This window comes from Sulfurimonas sp. (genome assembly GCF_019429335.1).
In the GTDB taxonomy this organism is placed as follows: domain Bacteria; phylum Campylobacterota; class Campylobacteria; order Campylobacterales; family Sulfurimonadaceae; genus Sulfurimonas.
This window is the reverse complement of the sequence record NZ_JAHYJB010000034.1, coordinates 1-20904: the sequence shown is the minus strand read 5'-3', so window position 1 is coordinate 20904 and position 20904 is coordinate 1. Positions and strand designations below refer to the sequence as shown.

The 20904-nt window shown below is 38.7% G+C and carries 23 protein-coding genes; 21 read left to right on the top strand and 2 right to left on the bottom strand.

The features are described from left to right. Nucleotides 1-177 precede the first annotated feature (177 nt). The 11 genes from lpxC to K0A91_RS09515 all read left to right on the top strand — a co-directional run bounded on the left by lpxC (nt 178) and on the right by K0A91_RS09515 (nt 10318). Complete coding sequence (gene lpxC / locus K0A91_RS09565; RefSeq protein WP_295009962.1) at nt 178-1062, top strand: UDP-3-O-acyl-N-acetylglucosamine deacetylase; 885 nt, start codon at nt 178-180, stop codon at nt 1060-1062. Beyond that, nucleotides 1055-1516 (top strand): hypothetical protein, encoded by a 462-nt coding sequence (locus tag K0A91_RS09560; protein WP_295009960.1) that lies wholly within the window; start codon nt 1055-1057, stop codon nt 1514-1516. The genes lpxC and K0A91_RS09560 overlap by 8 nt, the downstream gene beginning before the upstream one ends. 7 nt (nt 1517-1523) lie before the next feature. Further along, on the top strand, nt 1524-2405 hold the full coding sequence (gene thrB / locus K0A91_RS09555) for a homoserine kinase (protein WP_295009959.1): 882 nt from the start codon (nt 1524-1526) through the stop codon (nt 2403-2405). Nucleotides 2406-2697: 292 nt separating this feature from the next. Further along, complete coding sequence (infB, locus tag K0A91_RS09550; protein WP_295009958.1) at nt 2698-5325, top strand: translation initiation factor IF-2; 2628 nt, start codon at nt 2698-2700, stop codon at nt 5323-5325. 138 nt (nt 5326-5463) lie between these two features. Next, on the top strand, nt 5464-5814 hold the full coding sequence (rbfA, locus tag K0A91_RS09545) for a 30S ribosome-binding factor RbfA (RefSeq protein ID WP_295009961.1): 351 nt from the start codon (nt 5464-5466) through the stop codon (nt 5812-5814). Nucleotides 5815-5826: 12 nt separating this feature from the next. Then, nucleotides 5827-6276, top strand: a complete 450-nt coding sequence (locus tag K0A91_RS09540) for a ribosome maturation factor (protein WP_295009957.1) — start codon at nt 5827-5829, stop codon at nt 6274-6276. Between the two features lie 17 nt (nt 6277-6293). Further along, nucleotides 6294-7295 carry a bifunctional diaminohydroxyphosphoribosylaminopyrimidine deaminase/5-amino-6-(5-phosphoribosylamino)uracil reductase RibD gene (gene ribD, locus K0A91_RS09535; RefSeq protein ID WP_295009956.1) on the top strand — a complete coding sequence of 334 codons (1002 nt, stop codon included), beginning with the start codon at nt 6294-6296 and terminating at the stop codon, nt 7293-7295. A gap of 1 nt (nt 7296) precedes the next feature. Beyond that, entirely contained in the window at nt 7297-8007 is a 711-nt protein-coding gene (gene ubiE, locus K0A91_RS09530; protein WP_295009955.1) for a bifunctional demethylmenaquinone methyltransferase/2-methoxy-6-polyprenyl-1,4-benzoquinol methylase UbiE, read from the top strand. Between the two features lie 7 nt (nt 8008-8014). Continuing rightward, nucleotides 8015-9265 (top strand): exodeoxyribonuclease VII large subunit, encoded by a 1251-nt coding sequence (xseA, locus tag K0A91_RS09525; protein WP_295009954.1) that lies wholly within the window; start codon nt 8015-8017, stop codon nt 9263-9265. Between the two features lie 8 nt (nt 9266-9273). Beyond that, nucleotides 9274-9870, top strand: coding sequence for an FmdE family protein (locus tag K0A91_RS09520; RefSeq protein ID WP_295009953.1), 597 nt, complete (start codon nt 9274-9276; stop codon nt 9868-9870). Nucleotides 9871-9934: 64 nt separating this feature from the next. Next, nucleotides 9935-10318, top strand: a complete 384-nt coding sequence (locus K0A91_RS09515; RefSeq protein WP_295009952.1) for a hypothetical protein — start codon at nt 9935-9937, stop codon at nt 10316-10318. A 164-nt stretch (nt 10319-10482) separates the two neighbouring features. Here the strand turns inward: K0A91_RS09515 and sppA are convergent, their stop codons facing one another. Both sppA and K0A91_RS09505 read right to left on the bottom strand, forming a co-directional pair. Next, the gene (sppA, locus tag K0A91_RS09510) at nt 10483-11352 is read right to left on the bottom strand and encodes a signal peptide peptidase SppA (protein WP_295009951.1); all 870 of its coding nucleotides are present in this window, start codon (nt 11350-11352) and stop codon (nt 10483-10485) included. After that, nucleotides 11340-12572, bottom strand: coding sequence for a metal-dependent hydrolase (locus K0A91_RS09505; RefSeq protein ID WP_295009950.1), 1233 nt, complete (start codon nt 12570-12572; stop codon nt 11340-11342). The genes sppA and K0A91_RS09505 overlap by 13 nt, the downstream gene beginning before the upstream one ends. 93 nt (nt 12573-12665) lie before the next feature. Here K0A91_RS09505 and aroQ point away from each other — a divergent pair, with 93 nt between their 5' ends. From aroQ to mnmA, 10 genes are all read left to right on the top strand, one after another. Then, complete coding sequence (aroQ, locus tag K0A91_RS09500) at nt 12666-13139, top strand: type II 3-dehydroquinate dehydratase (RefSeq protein WP_295009949.1); 474 nt, start codon at nt 12666-12668, stop codon at nt 13137-13139. Nucleotides 13140-13150: 11 nt separating this feature from the next. Further along, nucleotides 13151-13639 carry a 2-amino-4-hydroxy-6-hydroxymethyldihydropteridine diphosphokinase gene (folK, locus tag K0A91_RS09495; RefSeq protein WP_295009948.1) on the top strand — a complete coding sequence of 163 codons (489 nt, stop codon included), beginning with the start codon at nt 13151-13153 and terminating at the stop codon, nt 13637-13639. After that, nucleotides 13636-14907 (top strand): flagellar biosynthesis protein FlhF, encoded by a 1272-nt coding sequence (flhF, locus tag K0A91_RS09490; RefSeq protein WP_295009947.1) that lies wholly within the window; start codon nt 13636-13638, stop codon nt 14905-14907. Before folK ends, flhF begins: the two co-directional genes overlap by 4 nt. Next, nucleotides 14904-15779: a P-loop NTPase gene (locus tag K0A91_RS09485; protein WP_295009946.1), complete on the top strand. Its 876-nt coding sequence runs from the start codon at nt 14904-14906 to the stop codon at nt 15777-15779. Before flhF ends, K0A91_RS09485 begins: the two co-directional genes overlap by 4 nt. Before the next feature lie 22 nt (nt 15780-15801). Further along, on the top strand, nt 15802-16131 hold the full coding sequence (locus K0A91_RS09480) for a hypothetical protein (protein ID WP_295009945.1): 330 nt from the start codon (nt 15802-15804) through the stop codon (nt 16129-16131). Further along, complete coding sequence (locus K0A91_RS09475) at nt 16128-16811, top strand: RNA polymerase sigma factor FliA (RefSeq protein ID WP_295009944.1); 684 nt, start codon at nt 16128-16130, stop codon at nt 16809-16811. Before K0A91_RS09480 ends, K0A91_RS09475 begins: the two co-directional genes overlap by 4 nt. A 2-nt stretch (nt 16812-16813) precedes the next feature. Then, the gene (fliM, locus tag K0A91_RS09470; protein ID WP_295009943.1) at nt 16814-17905 is read left to right on the top strand and encodes a flagellar motor switch protein FliM; all 1092 of its coding nucleotides are present in this window, start codon (nt 16814-16816) and stop codon (nt 17903-17905) included. 3 nt (nt 17906-17908) lie between these two features. Then, nucleotides 17909-18769 (top strand): flagellar motor switch protein FliY, encoded by an 861-nt coding sequence (gene fliY / locus K0A91_RS09465; protein WP_295009942.1) that lies wholly within the window; start codon nt 17909-17911, stop codon nt 18767-18769. Nucleotides 18770-18784: 15 nt separating this feature from the next. Then, nucleotides 18785-19558: a TIGR00730 family Rossman fold protein gene (locus tag K0A91_RS09460; RefSeq protein WP_295009941.1), complete on the top strand. Its 774-nt coding sequence runs from the start codon at nt 18785-18787 to the stop codon at nt 19556-19558. Between the two features lie 78 nt (nt 19559-19636). Then, nucleotides 19637-20668, top strand: a complete 1032-nt coding sequence (gene mnmA, locus K0A91_RS09455; RefSeq protein WP_295009940.1) for a tRNA 2-thiouridine(34) synthase MnmA — start codon at nt 19637-19639, stop codon at nt 20666-20668. Nucleotides 20669-20904 lie beyond the last annotated feature (236 nt).

The window sequence follows — 20904 nt, the reverse complement described above, 5'->3', positions numbered from 1 at the left end:
TCCGGCCGAGTGGATGGATAATGAGTGGATGAGGTTAAACATAACAAATGTAATCAAGAGCGCGAAAAATATCATAGACAATAAAATATAGTTTTTTTGCTCTTTGGGATATTTTTTGCTTGCAAATGAGAGCTTTAACAGCTAAAATTATATTAAATTTTAATGGTGGTAACAAAAATGTATCAAACAACTATAAAAAAAAGTGTTGAATTAGTTGGAATAGGTCTTCATAAAGGTTCTGCTGTTAAATTAAGACTTGAACCTTTGGAGTCAAACAGCGGCTTAATCTTTTATAGAAGCGATGTTGATGTTTCAATTCCGCTGATTCCTGATAATGTAGTTGATACAAAAATGGCTACGGTTATCGGCAAAGACGGTTATGTCATCTCGACAATCGAGCATATGCTCTCAGCAATCTATGCCTATGGAATTGATAACCTAAGAATTATTGTAGATGCTGATGAAGTGCCTGTAATGGACGGAAGCAGTGCGAGTTTTTGCATGCTTTTGGATGAAGCGGGAGTTGTTCAGCTGGACGTGCCAAAAAAAATAATGCGCATAAAAAAAGAGATAGTTGTGCAAGAGGGTGACAAATATGTCAAGCTCTCTCCATCAACAGATCTTCAATATGGTTTTACTATTAAATTCCCCCATCCTGTAATTCAGAAGCAGGAGTACGTGCTGAATTTTACAAAGCAGAGCTATAAGGATGAAATTTCGCGTGCAAGAACCTTTGGATTTTTACATGAAGTGCAGTATCTTCGCTCAAAAGGTCTAGCTCTGGGTGGTTCACTTGATAATGCAATCGTTCTGGACGATAAAAAAGTATTAAACCCTGAGGGGCTTAGATTTCCGGATGAGTTTGTAAGACATAAAATACTTGACGCTATTGGCGATATGGCGCTTATAGGGATGAATTTTGTGGGCAACTATGAAGCAATGGCTGGAAGTCACGACTTAAATCATAAGCTTACTCTTGAACTTTTAAAAGATGCTCAAAATTATGAAGTTATAGAGCTTGTTGACGAGAAGACAAAAGAGCTTGAAAAAGCGTATGCATAAAGAGGTTGATTTAGTTTTTATAACTTTGTCATCTCCTATTTTAGTCGGAGTATATGAAGATAATATATTAATAGAGAGCATTTCAAGCAGCGAGAAGAGCTCTGATGTTTTACCGAAAATATTTGATGAGCTCTCACGTAAGTATGAGATAAAAAAACTCTTCTATGCCAACGGCCCCGGCAGTTTTATGGCAATAAAAATTGCATATATATTTTTAAAATCAATAAGTATTTTAAAAAATATACCACTTTTCGCAACAAACGCATTCTATTTTAATAAAAATCAACCAATCAAAGCGATTGGAAAGCTATTTTTTGTTAAAGTTTCATCAGAAATAAAAACTCAAAAACTAGAAATCGCACCAGAGGTTGGCTTTATGCTTCCGGATGTGCTTGAGTATAGTGAGTTTAGCACAGCTGCTGCGCCTCTGTATGGAATCGGAGCGGTTGGATAGGAATAAAGTGACAGTAAGTGTGCCGGCAACTAGTGCAAACCTCGGACCTGGGTTTGATTCTTTAGGTTTAGCAGTTGATTTACGCAACGTAGTTGAATTTCATCCTTCAAAGTTCTTTAGTGTAAGTATTAAGGGCGAGGGCGAGAATAACCCAAAGCTAAAGGGAAATAATCTATTTATCAGTATTTTTAACGAACACTATAATAGATTGACCAAAAAAAGGCAGAATTTCAAATTCAACTTTTATAATGAGATTCCAATGTCAAGAGGTCTTGGAAGCTCATCAGCCGTAATCGTAAGCGCAATTGCAAGTGCTCATGAGGCAGCCGGCATTAAAGTTTCAAAGAGAAGAATATTGAATCACGCTTTGGTATATGAGTCCCATCCAGATAACATTACTCCCGCGGTAATGGGCGGTTTCAATGTGGCAACAGTAGAGAAAAACAAGGTTTTTTCTCAAAAAAAACACCTCCCGGACTATATTAAGGCGGTTGTGGTTATACCAAATAAGCAGATGAGCACGTCAAAGGCAAGACTGCTTCTTCCTAAGTCGTACTCAAAAGAGAGCGCAGTCTACAATCTCTCACATACAGCACTTAGCGTTGCCGCGTTTTTTAACGAGGATTGGGAGATTTTAAAACTTGCTTCACAGGACAGATTCCATCAAAAAGCAAGAATGAAGACTCTTCCTGAACTGTTTAACGTACAAAAGGTTGCATATGAGAGTGGGGCGCTTATGAGTACACTCTCAGGTAGCGGTTCTACGTTTTTTTCAATGGTTTATGATGAGGACTCTGCTGTAATAGCTGCAAAACTTGCCCAAAGATTCCCTGAATTTGTTGTAAAGGTGTTGAATTTTGACAATGATGGACTTATTGTAGATAAATAAGTTAATTGATATCTTCTTAATCAAATCAAGGAACTTTTGGATATAATGGCGAAAAAATTTAATCAACCTCTAAGAATGTGTATATCATGTAGGCAAAGAGATGCACAAATTAATCTGATTAGACTTCAGTGCTTAGATACACAACTTAGTCTTTTTAGAGGTAGCGGTAGAAGTTTTTATATATGTAAAATTTGTCTTGAAGATGATAAAAAAGTTTTAAAAGCGCTTATGCGACAGTGCAAAAGTGGAGACAGAGATAAATTTTCGAACATACTAAAGGAGATCATCACTGATGACAGAAAAAGTTAGAGTACACGAAATTGCTAAAGAATTAGGAATCACTTCTAAAGATGTAGTTAAAAAAGCCTCGGATATAGGTATTGAAATAAAATCATCAAATAGCTCGGTTTCAATGCAAGAGGCTGAGAGCTTGATGAACTATATAATGAGTGGTGAATTTGCAGAAGCACCGAAATCTGAGACAAAAGCAGACGAAAAGTCAGTAAGTGATGCTCAAAAAGATGAAAAAACTCCCAAAGAAGAAATTGAAAAGTCTGAAATAAAAACAGAAATAAAAACAGAAGTAAAAACTAAAGAGAGCCATATTCCGGAGATTGAAAAAGAAGACAAAAGCGAAGTTTCTGAACCAAAAGAGGCAAAAGTCGAAGTAGAAGAGATTAAAGGTGAAAATTTATCCGATGCTCATGAACCTAAAAAGATGCAGATTAAAAAATCAGGTCTTAAGATAGTTAAGAAAAAGCAGCCAAAAGAGGAAGAGAAGCCGCAAGAGAGTTATATCTCTGCTTCTAAACCTGCTGCGATAGTTTCATCTTACGGCAAGATAAGTGCTGAAGTTCTTGAGGAGCTTGCAAACAAGAAAAAAGCAAAGCAAAGCGTCTCAGGAGCTAAAAAGCAGGAGCAGGGGGTAAAGATTGATATTTTTGGCGGCTCTTTAGCTGAGCTCTCAATGGATATGGATGACCAGGTTGTACTGATGGATTTAAATGCCACAGAGAGACGCCCAATTATTGAAGAAGAGCCTAGAAAACCTAGAGTTGCTAAGCCTGCAGGAAGAAATGCCAATAAAAAAGCATCACCTAGTGGCAGAAATGTCTCTCGCGACAAAAGAAAAAAATATACAAAAGATAAGCCTGAAGATCTTGTAGTAACGCATGTAGAAATCCCTGAAGATATTCGTGTATACGAATTTGCGGAAAAATTAAACCGTCCTATAGGCGATGTTATAAAAGTTCTATTCACTCTTGGTTTAATGATGACTAAAAACGACTTCTTAGGACATGATGAAATTGAAATATTATCTGAAGAGTTTGGAGTAGAGGTAACTATAGTAGATCCTAAAGATGCGTTTAACTACGAAGATGATTTGACCCAAGAGATTGATGAAAATGCTACTGAGAGAGCTCCAGTAATTACAATAATGGGTCACGTTGACCATGGTAAGACATCGCTTCTAGATGCTATTAGAAAAGCAAAAGTAACAGAGAGTGAAGCAGGCGGAATTACACAGCACATAGGTGCATACACTGTTGAGCATCACGGAAAACCTATAACATTTATAGATACTCCAGGTCACGCAGCATTTTCTCACATGCGCCAAAGAGGCAGTGAAGTTACGGATATAATCGTTATAGTAGTAGCGGCTGATGACGGTGTTAAACCTCAGACTGAAGAAGTAATTAAACTTGCAAAAGAGTCTAAAGTTCCGGTTATCGTAGCGCTTAACAAAATGGATAAAGAGGGTGCAAATCCTGACATGGTAATGGGTCAGATGGCTGAGCGCGGGCTAAATCCAATTGCTTGGGGCGGAGATATAGAGTTTATTGCGCTATCTGCAAAAACAGGAATGGGAATTGATGATTTGCTTGAAAATATTCTGCTTACCGCAGAGGTTATGGAGCTAAAAGCAAATGAGAATGCAATGGCTAAAGCGGCGGTTGTTGAATCTTCACTTGAAAAAGGGCGTGGTCCTGTTGCGACGGTAATCGTTCAAAACGGTACGCTAAAAGTCGGAGACTATGTTGTTTGTGGAAGCTCTTTTGGGCGCGTAAAAGCTCTTATTAACGAGCAGAAACAGCAGATAAAAAGCATTAGGCCAAGTCATACAGCTGTGGTAGTCGGACTAAATGAGGTTCCATCTTCAGGCGAGATTATGATGGCTATGAACAGTGATAAAGAAGCTAGAGAGTATGCACAAAAACGTCACGAGTATGACAGACACAAAGAGCTTTCACACAGTACAAAATCTACACTGGAAGATATGACAAGCATGATTGCGGAGGGAAAACTGAAATCTCTTAAAGTTGTTCTTAAGACTGACGTTCACGGTTCACTAGAGGCCATCAGAAGTTCATTAAACGAGCTTAGAAACGATGAGGTAAAAATCAACATTATCTCTTCTGGCGTCGGCGGAATTACTGAAAATGATGTTGAGCTTGTAAGCAACAGCGAGAATTGTGTACTGCTTGGATTTAACGTTCGTCCTACGGGAAGCGTAAAAGCGCTTGCAAAACAGAAAAATGTCGAGATTAAGACATACTCTATTATCTACCAGCTGCTTGACGATATAACTGGAATGCTAACAGGTATGATGGCTCCTAAATTCTCAGAGATAAATACTGGTCAGGCAGAAGTTAGAAATACGTTCAAGGCTCCTAAAGGTATGGTTGCGGGATGTGTCGTAGTTGACGGCAAATTAATCCGCGGCGGACTTGTCCGCGTTATACGTAAAGGTGTTGTTGTGCATGAGGGCGAGCTAACATCGCTTAAGCGTTTCAAAGATGACGTTGAAGAGATCGGAAACGGTTATGAGTGTGGTGTTATGATTAAAGGTTACGACGATGTTATCGTTGGTGACGTAATCGAAACATTCAAAAAAGTTGAACAAAAAGTTTCACTATAGAAGAGATTGTAATGAATGAAATCCATTATAATGGCATGGAGATAATGTCTCTGCAACCCCCTTGCCATGGAGTATGCCATTGGCTAACATACCTAAAAGCTATAAAAAGCTTGCTTTTTAAGATTGGAGTTTAGATTTATGACAGAAGCCCAGATAAAAGTCAAAAGAACTGAGTCGATTCTTCTAGAGCTGATTCCTGAAGCTCTCGGCTCCCTGAACGATAGCAGATTGCATGAGCTGGACGTTATTGACATAAAATGCTCACGCGGAAGAAGCGATGCGAAAGTCTATTTGGACCCAGCTTCTTACACCGAGGCGCAAAAAAACGAGTTTTTAAAACTTCTTAGAAATGCAAGACCGATTGTAGAGACATACTGCATGAAAAATCAGGGGTGGTTTCGCTCCCCTAAATTTACGTTTGAGTTTGATGAACAGATGAAAAAGGCTCAAAGTATTGAAGAGCTGTTCAAAAAAATTGCTAAAGAGTAGGCAGGTTTATTTATGAGTTTAGAAAAAGATATAGAGTCGTTTGTTAAATCATTGGATTTAGAGCTTTATGATATATCAATTGTCAGAGACGGAGAAGACTCCATTTATAGAGTGAGCGTACTCTCTACTGAGATAGACAATGGCAAAAGAAAAGGCGTAAGTTTGGACGAGTGCGCTCACTTAAGCCGTCTTATTTCGCCTCTTATGGATGTTACCCCGCCGGTTTCAGGAGACTATAGACTTGAAGTCGGAAGCCCTGGAATTGAGAGAAAAGTAACTACACTAAAGCAGTTTGAGCTCTCTATCGGGGAAAAAGCCTCAATAGTTCTAAAATCAAAAGATAAATACAAAGGAACGCTTCTTAAAGTTGAAGACTCTGCGATTTTTCTTGATATGGACGGTGAAGAGATTAGCGTTGATTTTCCTCAAATTGTTAAAGCAAAAACATATTTTGAATGGTAATAGATAATAGTTTTTATATGAAATTAGCCTTGGATGAGGCTTGGAAGTATCAAGGAGTTACATACCCAAATCCGGCTGTCGGCTGCTCTGTTGTTTCTAAAAGCGGCGAGATTTTGGCAGTTGAGGCGCACAAGCGTGCAGGTGAAGCTCATGCTGAAGTTGAAGCGCTTAAAAGCGCATATTTTAAACTTACAAATGATGGAAAAATTTTAGATATAAGTTCCTCCTTTGAGATTCACGAATATCTGCTTAAAAACCATAACAACTGTTTTGATGGCGTATCTCTTTTTGTAACTCTTGAGCCGTGTTCGCACATAGGCAAAACTCCATCTTGTGCAACTCTTATCTCAAAACTCGGCATAAAGGGGCTCTTTATCGGCTCTTTGGATTCAAACAAAGAGGCATCAGGCGGAGCTGAGATTGTAAAAAATGCAAATATACATGTAGAAACAGATATTTTGGCTAAAGAGTGCGGCGAATTGCTAACTCCTTTTGAGATGTGGAGTGAAAAAAGATTTGTTTTTTTTAAGTGGGCACAGAGATTAAACGGAACTGTTGATGATGGAATAATAAGTTCAGAGAAGTCAAGAACCTTTGTTCACGCGATGAGAGATCTATGCGATTTGTTAGTTGTCGGCGGAAATACGGTCAGAGTTGACAGACCTACTCTGGACGCAAGACTTGTGGGCGGAAGAGCACCCGATGTTTTGATACTCTCAAAAACAGAGGAGTTTGATAAAACAATCCCGCTATTTGGTATCAAAAATAGAAAAGTTATGATTATGGATAATTTTTCTATTTTCGATAACTACAAAAATATTATGATTGAGGGGGGAGAGAATATGTTTGAGTACTCTAAAGAGTTTGTTACTCATTATCTCTCTTTTGTCTCCCCAAGCTTCGGCGGTAGAGAGAACATCGTAGCCCAGAAGTGTAAATTTGATGTTTTAAATATACTCCAAGATGAGCAGGATATAATTATGTGGATGAAGCAAGCAGATAACAGAGGAAGAGATTAAGATGGAAAAACAGGAAAAAATCGTATCAATGTTCGATGATATCGCGCCTACGTACGATACCGCAAATCGCGTTATGAGTATGGGCGTAGATAAAAGCTGGAGACGAAAAGCCTGCGATTTAGCTTATGAGTTCTATGCACAGAATTCTATTGAGAAGATTGTTGATGTTGCATGCGGAACCGGCGATATGATGGATTTTTGGAAAAAAAGATCACTCTCCAACGGTATTGCGTTGGGAGAGATTGTAGGCGTTGACCCATCAAAAGGGATGGTTGGTGTTGCAAGAGAGAAGTATCCAAAATTTAACTACTTTATCTCAACTGCGACAAATATCCCGCTTCCAGACGCTGCTGCAGATATTCTAAGCATTACATACGGCATAAGAAATGTAGTTGAGAGGCAAGAAGCGCTCGGAGAGTTTAACAGGGTTCTAAAAAAAGGCGGACTTGTCGTAATTTTAGAGTTTATGAAAAATGAGAATCCATCACTTCTTGGAAAAATAAGAGATTTTTATATGAATAAAATTTTGCCTAAAATCGGCGGTTTTATCTCTAAAAACCTTGAAGCGTACGAGTACCTTCCAAGCTCGATAGAAGATTTCTCAACAGTAGAAAATATGAAAAAAGAGCTTGAAACCGCAGATTTTGAAATTGTCTATACAAAGAGTTTCTCAATGGATATCTCAACGCTATTAATAGCAAGAAAAAAATAGGCATAGAGTGTACACTCTTAGTGTCTCCTCGCTAAACGAGCAGATAAAAAGCCTGCTAGAGAGCACGTTTGAGAGGGTTTTGGTTGAGGGAGAAATATCTCGTATCACTTTTCACAACAGCGGGCACATATATTTTACTCTCAAAGACTCCTCCTCAACAATCAAAGCCGTTATTTTTAAGGCTAATGCAGCAAAACTGAAGTTTCAGCTCCAAGAGGGGCTAAAAGTTGTGCTTGATGGAACGCTGAGTCTTTACAAACCGCGCGGCGAATATCAGATAAACTGTTTTACTATTCAGCCATCAGGACACGGTGCATTGGCTCTGGCGTTCGAGCAGCTAAAGAGCAAGCTCTCCATACAGGGCTATTTTGACACAACAAGAAAAAAGCCTCTTCCTAAATTTCCAAAAAAAATTGCTCTTATAACTTCAGCAACAGGCGCGGCACTGCAGGATATGCTTCGCGTTGCGCAGAGTAGATACAGAGCTATCGAGATAGATATTTACGATGTTTTGGTTCAAGGAGAGAGCGCAGCTCCATCTATAGTGAGAGCATTGAGCAGTGCTGATACAAAGGAATATGATATTATTGTAGTAGGTCGGGGTGGTGGAAGCATTGAAGACTTGTGGGCGTTTAATGAAGAGATAGTTGCAGATGCAATATTTAAAGCAACGACTCCAATCGTCTCTGCTGTTGGGCATGAGATTGACTGGGTTATAAGTGATTTTGTTGCGGATTTAAGGGCTCCTACTCCAAGTGCCGCAATGCAGATGATACTGCCTGATTCTAACGAACTCAACCAATATATAGACTCTCTAAGCTCTCACTACAACCAGAGAATTATGCAAAAAATTTACAACTCAAAACAAGAGCTTACGCATTTGGCAAACTTATATGCACAGCACTCAATTGAGAAAAAAATAAGCCATAAGATAGATGAGATTAAGCAGTTTCGCGACTCTTTTAATCAAACTATTTCATTTAAGATGCAAAATTTTTCTAAAGAGGCTGAGTCAATAAAAATAAGATTTCCGCATGTTATAGAGAGCAAGATGAATATTGCTCAAAATCAACTCCTTACTTTGCAAAAAATGCTAGAATCCAACCATCCTAAATTAAAGACGAAAAAAGGCTTTGCACAGATTTCAAAAGAGTCTAAAGTTATCGATATAGAGTCGCTAAAAGTTGATGAAATTTTTGATTTAATGAGTGATAGAGTAGTAATTAGCGCAAAAGTGCTAACAAAAAGAGATATATAGGGGTTTATATGAATTATCCGGAATTTTTTGACACTATTGAGAGAATTAAAGTCGTAGACCCTCTCTCAAATGTTTTGGGGGCATTTGAAGGGGGAATTTACGAGTTTAATTATCTGGAGATAGTTAAAGCGGCAGGGCACAGCTGCCCAACGGTTGCAGGTGCATATATTACGACATTAGTCGGGTTGAAAGCTCTCTATCCAAACTCTCCGGCTATCAGAGGAGAGATAAAAGTTGAGTTTAAAGAGTCTTTGGAAGATGGTGTCGCAGGCGTTATAGGCAACGTAATCTCTCAGATTACAGGGGCAACTGACAAGAGCGGTTTTAAAGGGCTTGGCGGAAAATTTGCACGCCACTCTTTGATGAGTTTTAATGCAAAAATAAGCTCTTCTGTTAAGTTTACAAGAGTTGATAACGGAAAAAGCGTTGATGTATATTATGACCCATCACTTGTGGGTGGAAGTCCTAAGATGCAGCCGCTTATGCAAAAAATGATGGGTGGAGCGGCAACTCCGCAAGAGATAAAAGAGTTCGGCGAACTTTGGCAGGACAGAGTTAAGAGAATTTTTGAGAATATGTCTACTGTTGCCAAGGTTATAATTTAGTACATGTAACTTTTTTGTAACCCAGTAGCTATAAACTTCTTCGTAAAATTACGAAGGAGTAGCAATGGTCTATTTTGAGGATGCAAAAGTTGGTGACAACATTTATGATTTGGTATTTGGCGCCGGAAAAATAGCTAAAATATTTGATAACAGCCACTATAAAATTATGGTTGATTTTAAAAACGGTTATGAGGTTCCATACACGGAAGATGGTATCCCTGGGTGGGGTAACTTTAAGAAGCAGACCCTTTTTCATAAAAATGACGTTGATTTGACGGATGTTGATTTCTCCCCCGTATCAAAGCTGCTCTCTGCTAAAAAAATTATAAAACTAAGAGAGAAAGATAGACTTCAGGTTAGATTTCCATCGGGAGTCTGGAAAAATGTAAAAAAAGCCGAACCCTCTTATGTGGAAGATTTGCTAGAGAGAGAATTACTACATGTTTAGAAAAAAACCAGAAAAAAAGAAGAATGACTAATAAAACGGACAAACCTCTATCCAGTCGTATTATCACAACTATAACGGAGGGGTCAAAACTTGCACGGCTGGTTTTTGGGGTACCTACCGTGAAGCATTAGTGAATTTATATGGTTTGAAAAAGTTTAGCTGTTTTATTTTAGCACCAGCGTCGGAAAGTATGTGTGAAGAGTTACCGCACTCTGAGCTGAGAGCTTCTTTATAAACTTATCTATCTTATCCTCTTTGTTCCATAGCTGTTCAGCCACTCCGCTAAGCTCGGCAATCCTGTTTTTCGCATCATACTCTACGCCGATGCTGTCAATCAAGCCGACATCTTTTGCCTGTGCAGCTGTGAAGATATGCGCATTTGCGAAATTGTCTCTTTTGTTTATGTCAAGTCCTCTTGCGTTTGCGACATCCGTTGTAAATAGGTCGTAAGTGCCGTAAATAACCTTGTTTAGTTCATTTATCTCAAACTCCGTCCACTCTCTGTCTGTCGCTCCGACTTTTTTGTATTTTCCGGCTTGAACGCTTTGTGATTTGATGCCGATTTTGCTCATAAGCTCGCTAACATCTGCTCCCTGCATGATTACGCCTATGCTTCCGACCATTGAGCCGGGATTTGCCATTATCTCGTTTGCCCAGATACTCGCGTAGTAGCTTCCGCTGGCAATAGTCCCGCTGGCATATACGACTACGGGTTTTTTTTCTCTGGCTCTCTTTATGGCATAAGCCACCTCAATTGATGGCGCAACAGCGCCTCCAGGTGAGTCAACGTTTAATAAAATACCCTTTACAAAGTCGTTTTTTGCAGCTTCATCTATCTGGTTTATAACTTCTGAAACCTCCATGATGGGACCTACTAAATTTATCTGCTCAAGGTTGTTTGGCTTTAAATCCTCTTGGCTTCGTGGCGCAAAAATCAAAAAAACGATAAGCAAAAATATCATCGCTTTAAAATGTTCTTGGATAAACTTCATAACCGCCAATATTGGTGAAAATATACTTTTTATAAACTGCATTGGGTGCCTTTTTTTAACATTCCATTAATGTAAATTTTTGAGATATTATATCTATGAAGTATTAAATGGATAGCTAACTCATCATTTGGCTCACTCTCGAGATCAATAACTAACATGTCGGCATTTTTGCCCTCGGCAATCTCTCCGGAGTTAAGTCCCAAAGCATCCGATGCATCAATAGTGACACTTCTTATCAGCTTTTTTGCCAAATCTAGCAGCGGCATATTTGAGTGCATAAAAAGAGCGATTTTCATCTCTTCAAAAAGGTCCAGTTTATAGTTCGAACTAAGTCCGTCCGTCGCGCAAATCCATCTAATGTTCTGTTCTTCGAGCTTCTTTAAATCAAGCGCACCGTTTCCTAAAAGTCTGTTTGAAATAGGGCAGTGGATGACGGTGTGTCCGTTTGATGACAACGTTTTAAGCTCATCATCGTTTGCCTTTACTACGTGTGTAAGCATCGTGCTTTGCCCATTAAAATGCTCTAGGAATTCGCCTGAATCGCTGATAGCGCTGTTTTGTTTTAGCAGCTTTTCAAAAAAATCAGCAAATTCGCCGCGGCTCTCATCAAGCCATTTGCGCTCCGCAGAGCTCTCCATAAAGTGGGCTGTGAGTTTAAGATTTTCCTCTTTTGCTATTTTAAGAGCTTTTTTTATAAGAATTGGGTGGACAGAGTAGGGCGAGTGGATGGCAACAGCGGGATAAAACCCCTCTCTTTGCACCGCTTTTGAGGCATCAAGCCTTGAGATAAAATCTCCAAAAAGAGCATCGGCCATAGTTGCCTGTGAGCCTATAAGTTCATTGAAAAAAATAACATTTTGGGGAGCAGTTGCGCAGGCTTCTAAGTCCATGGCATGAGAGCTTATCGCACCGAATGTCGTAATTCCGCTCTCAAGCATAGAGTCAATAGCTTTCTTCATACACTCGTTATCGCAGCCACCGATTAGCTGCTGGCGATTTTCAATGACACTGTATAGCCAAGAGATAAAATCGCCATATGAGAGCTCTGTTTTGTTTGCGCTGAATTCTACATGTACATGTGCATTTATAAGTCCAGGCATAAGAAGCGAGTTTTTTTCCAGTTTTATTATGTTTGCATCAGGAAAAAGGCTCTTTAGCTCTTCAAGAGGGGCGATTTTATGTATAATTTTATCAAATGCAACCGACATCTCTTGAAGCAGAGCAGAGGGCGTTAAAATATAGTTTGGAGTTATTATCTGCATATTTCATCTTTTTTAAAAATTTAAAATAGATTATGCTTAATTTAGATAAAATAGCTCCTTAAAAATAGTAATTATTAAATAAAAAGGCAGAAGATGAAGGTTGTAGTAATTCAAGGACCGAATTTAAATATGCTGGGTGTGCGAGAACAGCATATTTACGGTGCAATGAAGCTGGAGCATATACATGCTCAGATGAAAGATTTTGCAAGCCAGAGTGGGCTTGAGATAGAATTTTTTCAAAGTAATTTAGAGGGCGAGATTGTAGATAAGATTCAGGAGTGTTACGGGGATGCAAACGGAATTATTATTAATGCCGCTGCATATACACATACTTCTATCGCAATTCGTGATGCTATCTCTGCTGTAAATCTTCCTACTATAGAAGTTCATATCAGCAATATTTATCGTCGTGAAGATTTTAGAAAACAAAATATGATCGCACCTGTATGTTCATCGTCGATTGTTGGTTTTGGTCCATTTGGATACCATTTGGCGATGGTCGGAATGGTTCAGGTTCTAAATGAGATAAAAGCTGTTCAAGAGATGCAAAAACAGCAGGCTGTTTAAGCTGAGTAGTGATGTACATTAAACGTAAGCTAAGTGAGAGTCTGACAACTTTCAAAGGTTTGCGTTTTGGCAAGAGCAGTAGACAGAGGAGTTTTCACCGCTACAGTGTTACTGTAGGAGTGGGTGGAAACTTGGGCGATGTAAAGAGAAGGTTTGAACATCTTTTTATATATTTTACAAGAGATAAAAGGGTCGAATTGCTCCGAACGTCATTGATTTTGAAAAATCCTCCTTTTGGTTTTGCAGAGCAGGATGATTTTTTTAATTCAATAGTTGTGTTAAAAACAAGCATGCAGCCTAAAGTGTTTCTGGATTATTTAATGAGAGTAGAGAAAAAATTTGCGCGTAAAAGAAGTTTTGCGAATGCTCCGAGGACGCTAGATTTGGATATTATTTTTTTTGATAACAGAGTCGTCAATACGCCTAAATTGCAAATTCCTCACGCACAGTGGGCTAATAGAGAGAGCGTGCTGATACCACTTATGGATATACAGAGATGAAGATATTAACTTTTACAGGTAAAACACCATCGGAAGCTCTTAAAAGAGCAAAGATGCATGCCAGCTATTCCAATATGCTTCATATTGATACAAAAGAGGTTCAGAAAAAATCACTCGGGCGCGAACCTATCTATGAAATTGTCATGGGTTTGGAGAATGATACGGAGCATGAGACTTACAAAAAAACAAATAACATACCAAAAGACGGCAGACCTCTAACGCAAAAGAGCGCTGACGTTCTCTATGACATCTCATATGCCGCAAAACAGATATCAAAGATAGCAGATGTCAGGGAGCCTCTTTATGAGTATCAGGAGCAGCTTCCTCAGAGTTCGTTTGAGCCAAAAGAGCTAAAAGAGATAAAATCCGAGATAGCAAAGCTCGGCGACAAAGTTAAAATCATCCAAAATATGTTTTGGGATGAAAAGGCGCCTGATTTAGAGAGCCACATACCTTCAGAATTTGCAGAGATATACAGACTTGCTTCCCAAAGCGGCATGAATAGAGAACATCTTGATGCGATTATGAGAATGACGCTAGAGCATATGCCATTTAAGATGAGAGAAAACTCCGCAACCGTAAAGAGATATTTCCAGACAATTCTTAGAAAAATGGTGCCTGTGAGAATGGAGGCCACTCCCTCAATCGGAAACAAAAAAGTAGTAATGTTAGTAGGCCCTACAGGTGTGGGCAAAACAACATCGGTGGCAAAACTCGCAGCTAGATACTCATACCTTATGGAAAAAAAGTATAAAGTAGGACTGATTGTGCTTGATACATACCGTATCGGCGCGGTTGAGCAGCTTATGCAGTACGCAAGAATGATGAAACTCGGCATTGAGACGGTAGTTGATCCGCTTGACTTTGCCAGCGCGCTTGATTCGCTTAAATATTGCGACTACATTCTCATCGACACCATGGGTTCTAGCCCATACGACAGAAATAAGATAGAGAAGATATATGAGTGTTTGGACAGAAATGATTCAAGGTACAATATTGATGTTGTTTTGGTAATGCCGAGTTCCATAAAATATGAGGATTTAAAGGCAACATACGAGAATTTCTCTACACTTAACGTTGACACGCTTATGTTTACAAAGCTTGATGAGACAAGAGGATTTGGAAATATTTTCTCTCTTGCCTATGAGACGAAAAAACCGATAAGCTACTTCTCTGTAGGACAGGAAGTCCCTGAAGATTTGGTTTGTGCGAGCAGCGATTTTTTAGTGGAGTGCCTACTAAACGGATTCAACAGGAGCAAGGCATGATTGGACATCAGGCTAAGAAACTAGAAGAGCTTGTCTCTTCAAACTCTGCAAAAAAATCTAAAAAAACACGTTTTATTGCCATTACGAGTGGCAAAGGAGGAGTCGGTAAAAGTACAATAAGCTCAAATTTGGCTTATGTACTCTCTCAAAGCGGTCTTAACGTCGGAATATTTGACGCAGATATAGGGCTTGCAAATCTCGACGTTATGTTCAACGTAAAAATAAAGAAAAATATTCTGCATGTACTAAAAGGCGAAGCAACCGTCGCTGATATACTAATCCCTATTACTAGAAATCTTATCCTGATTCCAGGCGAGAGCGGTGATGAGATACTTAAATATTCGGATATGGCTCTTTTTGAGAGATTTATGAGTGAAGCTGAGATTTTGGACAAACTCGATGTTATGATAATAGATACCGGAGCCGGTATCGGTAATCATATACAGATGTTTTTAAATGCCGCTGATGATGTTATTGTCGTAACTGTTCCAGACCCTGCCGCAATAACGGATGCATATGCAACGATTAAAACAATTGCCACCTTAAGAGATGATATTAGCCTGATAATGAATCAGGTAAAGAACGAAAAAGAGGCTGTTGCCGTATATGAGAAGATAAAAAAAGTGGCACTTGCCAACATCGGAAGCAAACTTGATTTAAAATTGATAGGAAAGATTGACAGCGACATAAAGGTTTCATCTTCTGTGAAACAAAGAGCGCTTTTTAGTGTTGCACATCCTGGGTCAAATGTTCATAAAGATATAGTTGCTATTGCAAACAGTATAAATAAAAATTTGGAACGAAATGTGCTAGTTTCACCAAGTGAGAGTGGGTTGTCAGGGCTTTTTAGGCGTTTGGTAAAACATTTTTAAATCAAATACGGGGCAATTGTAGATGCTGGGCGAGAATTTTGTATATTTTTTTACTGTCCAAGGCTTTTTTGTTGGAATAGTTTTTGGTATATTAAAGTCGTTTAATGCCGAAGGTCTGCTAATATACACATTTTTTATAACTGCATTTTTTTATCTATTTTCACACATAATAATTGCTTTTTACTACAGAACAACCACCGCTAAAAATTATTTCTTTCCAAAAGATCTGCATGAGAAAAAACTCGATTTCTTTGCTCTTGAGATAAACAAGAGAGAAAAACTTATAGATTCGGCAATCAAAATAACAGATGTTGCGATTAAAACCAATGCAAGAAGCGGGGGAGATTTGTGATTACTGCATACACCCAAGACCTTAGACATAAAAAAGATGAGCTTGCAATTCAATATCTGCCTGCTGTCAAGGCCATGGCTTTTAGGCTAAAAGAGAGACTGCCTAGTTCTGTTGATTATATGGATCTCTCTGCAATAGGCACAGAAGAGTTGATAAAACTCTCAAGAAGGTATGACGAGTCTTTAAACGACTCTTTTTGGGGATATGCGAAGAAGAGGGTTTACGGGGCAATGCTCGATTATTTAAGAAGCTTGGATATACTTAGCAGATCAAGCAGAAAGTTAGTCAAGGCAATAGATTATGCCGTTGAAGAGTATAGGACGATAAACGATGAAGAGCCTAGCGATAAACAGCTCTCAGAGATGCTTGGCGAGAGCGTGGAAAAGATTCACGAAGCTAGAATTGCTTCATCCATATATACGGTGATGCCGCTTCATGACCAACTGCAAGTCGGAGACGAGGGCATGGCTCTTGCAAACATAGAGAGAGAAGAGCTTGTAAATGTTATCAAGTCAGTGCTAGGCGGGTACAGCGAGAGAGAACAGATGATAATCCAGCTTTACTACTTTGAAGAGCTCTCTCTTAAAGAGATTAGTGATGTATTAAATATAACGGAATCAAGAATATCTCAGATACATAAATCTGTTATTTACAAAATTAAAGAGAGTGTAGGGGCGTAAAGATGGCAGATATACTTTCACAAGAAGAGATAGACGCGCTACTAGATGTTGTTGATGATGAGGGTGATGATGTCTTTGAAGGAGTCGATGATTCTCCTATTTCTCAAAGACAGGTAACACTTTACGACTTTAAGAGACCAAACAGGGTTTCAAAAGAGCAGCTTCGCGCATTTCGCGGTATCCATGATAAGATGGCTAGGTCTTTGGCTTCACAGATATCTTCTATCATGCGTTCAATCGTTGAGATTCAGCTTCACTCTGTTGACCAGATGACATATGGTGAATTTTTGATGTCGCTGCCAAACCCTACAAGCTTTAACGTATTTTCAATGAAGCCGTTAGAGGGAAGCGGAGTTATTGAGATAAATCCATCTATTGCGTTTCCGATGCTAGATAGGCTGCTAGGTGGAAAGGGCGAGCCGTTTGACGCAAGCAGAGAGTTTTCTGATATCGAGCTAAGTCTATTTGAGACAATTTTAAGAGTTATGATGAGCACCCTTAAAGAGGCCTGGGGACCGGTTATGGATATTTTTCCAAATATCGAGTCCAAAGAGTCGAGCCCGAATGTCGTTCAGATTGTTGCTCAAAATGAGATTGTCGTAATGGTCGTAATGGAGATTATAATTGGACAAAGCTCAGGGATGATGAATATCTGCTACCCTGTAATTGCGCTCGAGCCGGTTCTTCCAAAGCTTGCCAGCAGAGATTTGATGCTAAATGAGACAAGTACAAAAAAGAGCAGAAATACTGAACTACATGTACTTCTAGGCGGAGCAAAAGTAGGGATTGAGGCAATGCTCGGCGACGCAGAGCTCACGCTTTACGATGTGTTAGAGTTGCAAAGCGGCGATATCATAAGACTTACTAGCCCTGCAGATGACGTCGTAACCGTCAGAGTTGACGGCAAAGAGAGATTTAGGGGTAAAGTCGGACTAAGAAGATTTAGAAAATCTATACAGGTAACTGAGATAATCGAGACGGAAAAAGATGCTGTTAAGAGGGCATTAGAGAATTTTGAGTCAATTAGACGCGAGAAAATATCAGGTGTAAAAGAGATTATGTTTGAAGAAGAAAATGATATGGATGAGGAGTAGGTGATGAGCGATTTTATGAAATTATTTGAGAGCGAGACAGCAGGCACTGTTGAGGCATTAATCGGGGAGGCTCCATCATTAAGTCTAAAAGAGGAGCAGGATCTGAGTATTATTTCAAATATTATTCCTCCTATTGTACTGCTTAATATTGCCGTAAGCGGTGCCGTAAATGCCTCTGCAATGGTTGCGCTAACGCCAAATCTTGTAGCTTCTCTATCTGACATGATGATGGGCGAAGAGGAGAGCCAGAGAGAAGATGTCACAGATGATGACTTAGATGCGGCTAAAGAGATTACGTCAAATATTTTCGGTGCAATTTCAAACAGCCTAGGTGCTCAAAAAGAGCTTCCTATCCTCTCTTTTACTATTGAAAATGTTGAGTATATCGGTGAAAACAAAGATGTATCTTTGGAGAATTACCGCAAGATGTTTGTATATCATTTCAAAATCGGCAGTGTTAAATCTCTTTTTATGTTTATCATGGATGAGACCTTGCATGACGCAGTATTTAATAGTGCCAAAGCCACTGCAGATGAGTCAAAATATGAATCTTATAAATTTCCCGAGAGCGTAAAAAACTCACAGCTTAACAGCGAAGAGATGAGCAATATAGCCCTTATTATGGATGTTAAACTGCCTGTCAAGGTCAGAATCGGAAAGAAAAAAATGCTTCTCAAGGATGTTCTAAATATGGATATAGGTTCCGTAATAGAGCTTAACCAGTTGGCAAACGATCCCCTTGATATTTTAGTAGATGACCATATAATAGCTGAGGGCGAGGTTGTGATTGTAGATGGCAACTTTGGCGTTCAGATAACTACCATAGGCACAAAAAGAGAGAGATTAAATCAGCTAAAATCATAGCAAGGATTGCAATAAATGCGAAAACATAAGGATGATTTGGCAAAAAAATATGTCAAAGAGATAAAGTCTGCAGACACATGGAGTGTTTTTAGGATACTTGCAGATTTCGTAAAAGGTTTTGACGAGCTTGGAGAGCTTGGACCGACAGTTACAATGTTTGGAAGCGCAAAAGCAAAAAGTAGCATCAAGTATTACAAAAAAGCAGAAGAGCTCTCTTCAATGCTTGCAAAAAGAGGTTTTAATGTAATGACGGGCGGTGGACCAGGAATTATGGAGGCTGCCAATCGAGGGGCGCTTAAGCATAAAAACGTAGAGTCAATCGGACTTAACGTAGACCTTCCATTTGAACAGATGCCAAACAGATACACTACGATAGATCTAAGTTTTGACTACTTTTTTTCAAGAAAAGTTATGCTAGTTAAGTACTCTATCGCCTATGTAATTTTCCCCGGCGGCTACGGAACGCTTGATGAGCTATTTGAAGCTTTGACTCTCGTGCAGACAAAAAAAGTAACGGGTGTGAAAATATTTGTCTTCGGAGTTGCATTTTACAAACCGCTTATGAAATTTTTAGAAAAAAAGCTCTATAAAAACGGCATGATAAGCGAACAAGATTTGCAAATAATTACACTAACTGATGATTTAGAGCAGATATTAAACGAAATAGAGTTATCGCTCTTAAATCAAATTGAGATTTTAAAGAAATCCGGACTTGACGATACAAAATATTATAAAACCCTCGTTGAATTTTTTGACGAAAAAAATATTGGCGTCAAACAGATAAAGTAAGCTACATGTATAATATAAACATAAAGGATAATTAATGAAAAAGATAAGATTTGAAATCCAATACAAGCGAAGCACCAAATGCTGAGTCATAAAAAAGTATTAGTAGGAATGAGCGGAGGTGTTGATTCTACAATATCTGCACTTTTATTAAAAAAAGAGGGGTATGACGTGGAGGGTTTATATATGAAACTTCACTCTAAACCAGGGTATCACGAAATACATCAGGCAAGAGCACAAAAGGCTGCCGACTTTGTCGGCGTAAAACTACATGTGCTAGATTTGCAAGAGATATTTAACGAAAAAGTTTTTCGCCCATTTATCGATACATATGCTGAAGGAAAAACGCCAAATCCGTGCGCACTCTGCAACAGAAGCCTGAAATTCGGCGAGATGGTAAAGTTTGCCGATAAGATAGGAGCTGATTTTGTTGCAACAGGACACTACATAAAAACAGATGGAAAATATTTTTACGAGGCTGACGACGAGACAAAGGATCAGAGTTATTTTCTTTTTTATGTCAATAAAGAGATACTTCCTAGACTTCTTTTTCCGCTTGGAGATAGAAAAAAGAGCGAAATCAAGGAGCTTGCTGCTTCAATTAAAGGCTTAGAGTCATTTGCTTCACAGAGCGAATCTGCAGAAATATGCTTTGTTGAAACAACTTATACAGACTTGCTGAAAGATTATGTGGAAGTAGATAGAAAAGGCGATGTTTTGGACATGGAAGGTAATGTCGTAGGTGAACATAAGGGCTACATGCATTACACAATAGGAAAAAGAAGAGGTTTTAGCGTAAGCGGTGCACATGACCCACACTATGTAGTTGACATAAATCCTCAGAAAAATCAAATTATAGTCGGTAAAAAAGAGGAACTTGCCTGCAATAGTGTAGTTTTAAACAATTTAAATCTCTATACAGATGAAAAAGAGTTTGATACAACCGTAAAACTAAGATATAGAACAAAAGCCGTGCCGTGTCATGTTATTGTAAAAGAGGATAAAGCATATGTGACATTACAAGAGAGTGTGTTTGGTGTTGCAACAGGACAAGCAGCTGTTTTTTATAGCGGAAACAAGTTAATGGGTGGCGGCTGGATAGAAGATAATTAGACATTTTTGCGTTTAAATCCCATCTTCTAAAATTTCTTCAAAAACTCTCCTGTGATTTAAGAAACTACTAAGCTAACACTCCCTATAATTCCCCTCCACAAACACAGATACCTAAAGTTTAGGTTTAAAAATCTAGGTTTGAGATCATTGAAAACTAAGCAAGTAAATAGACTTTAATAACTAGAAATAGTTAGATGGTCATTAATAAGTTTACTTAGAAATAACTAAATAACAAC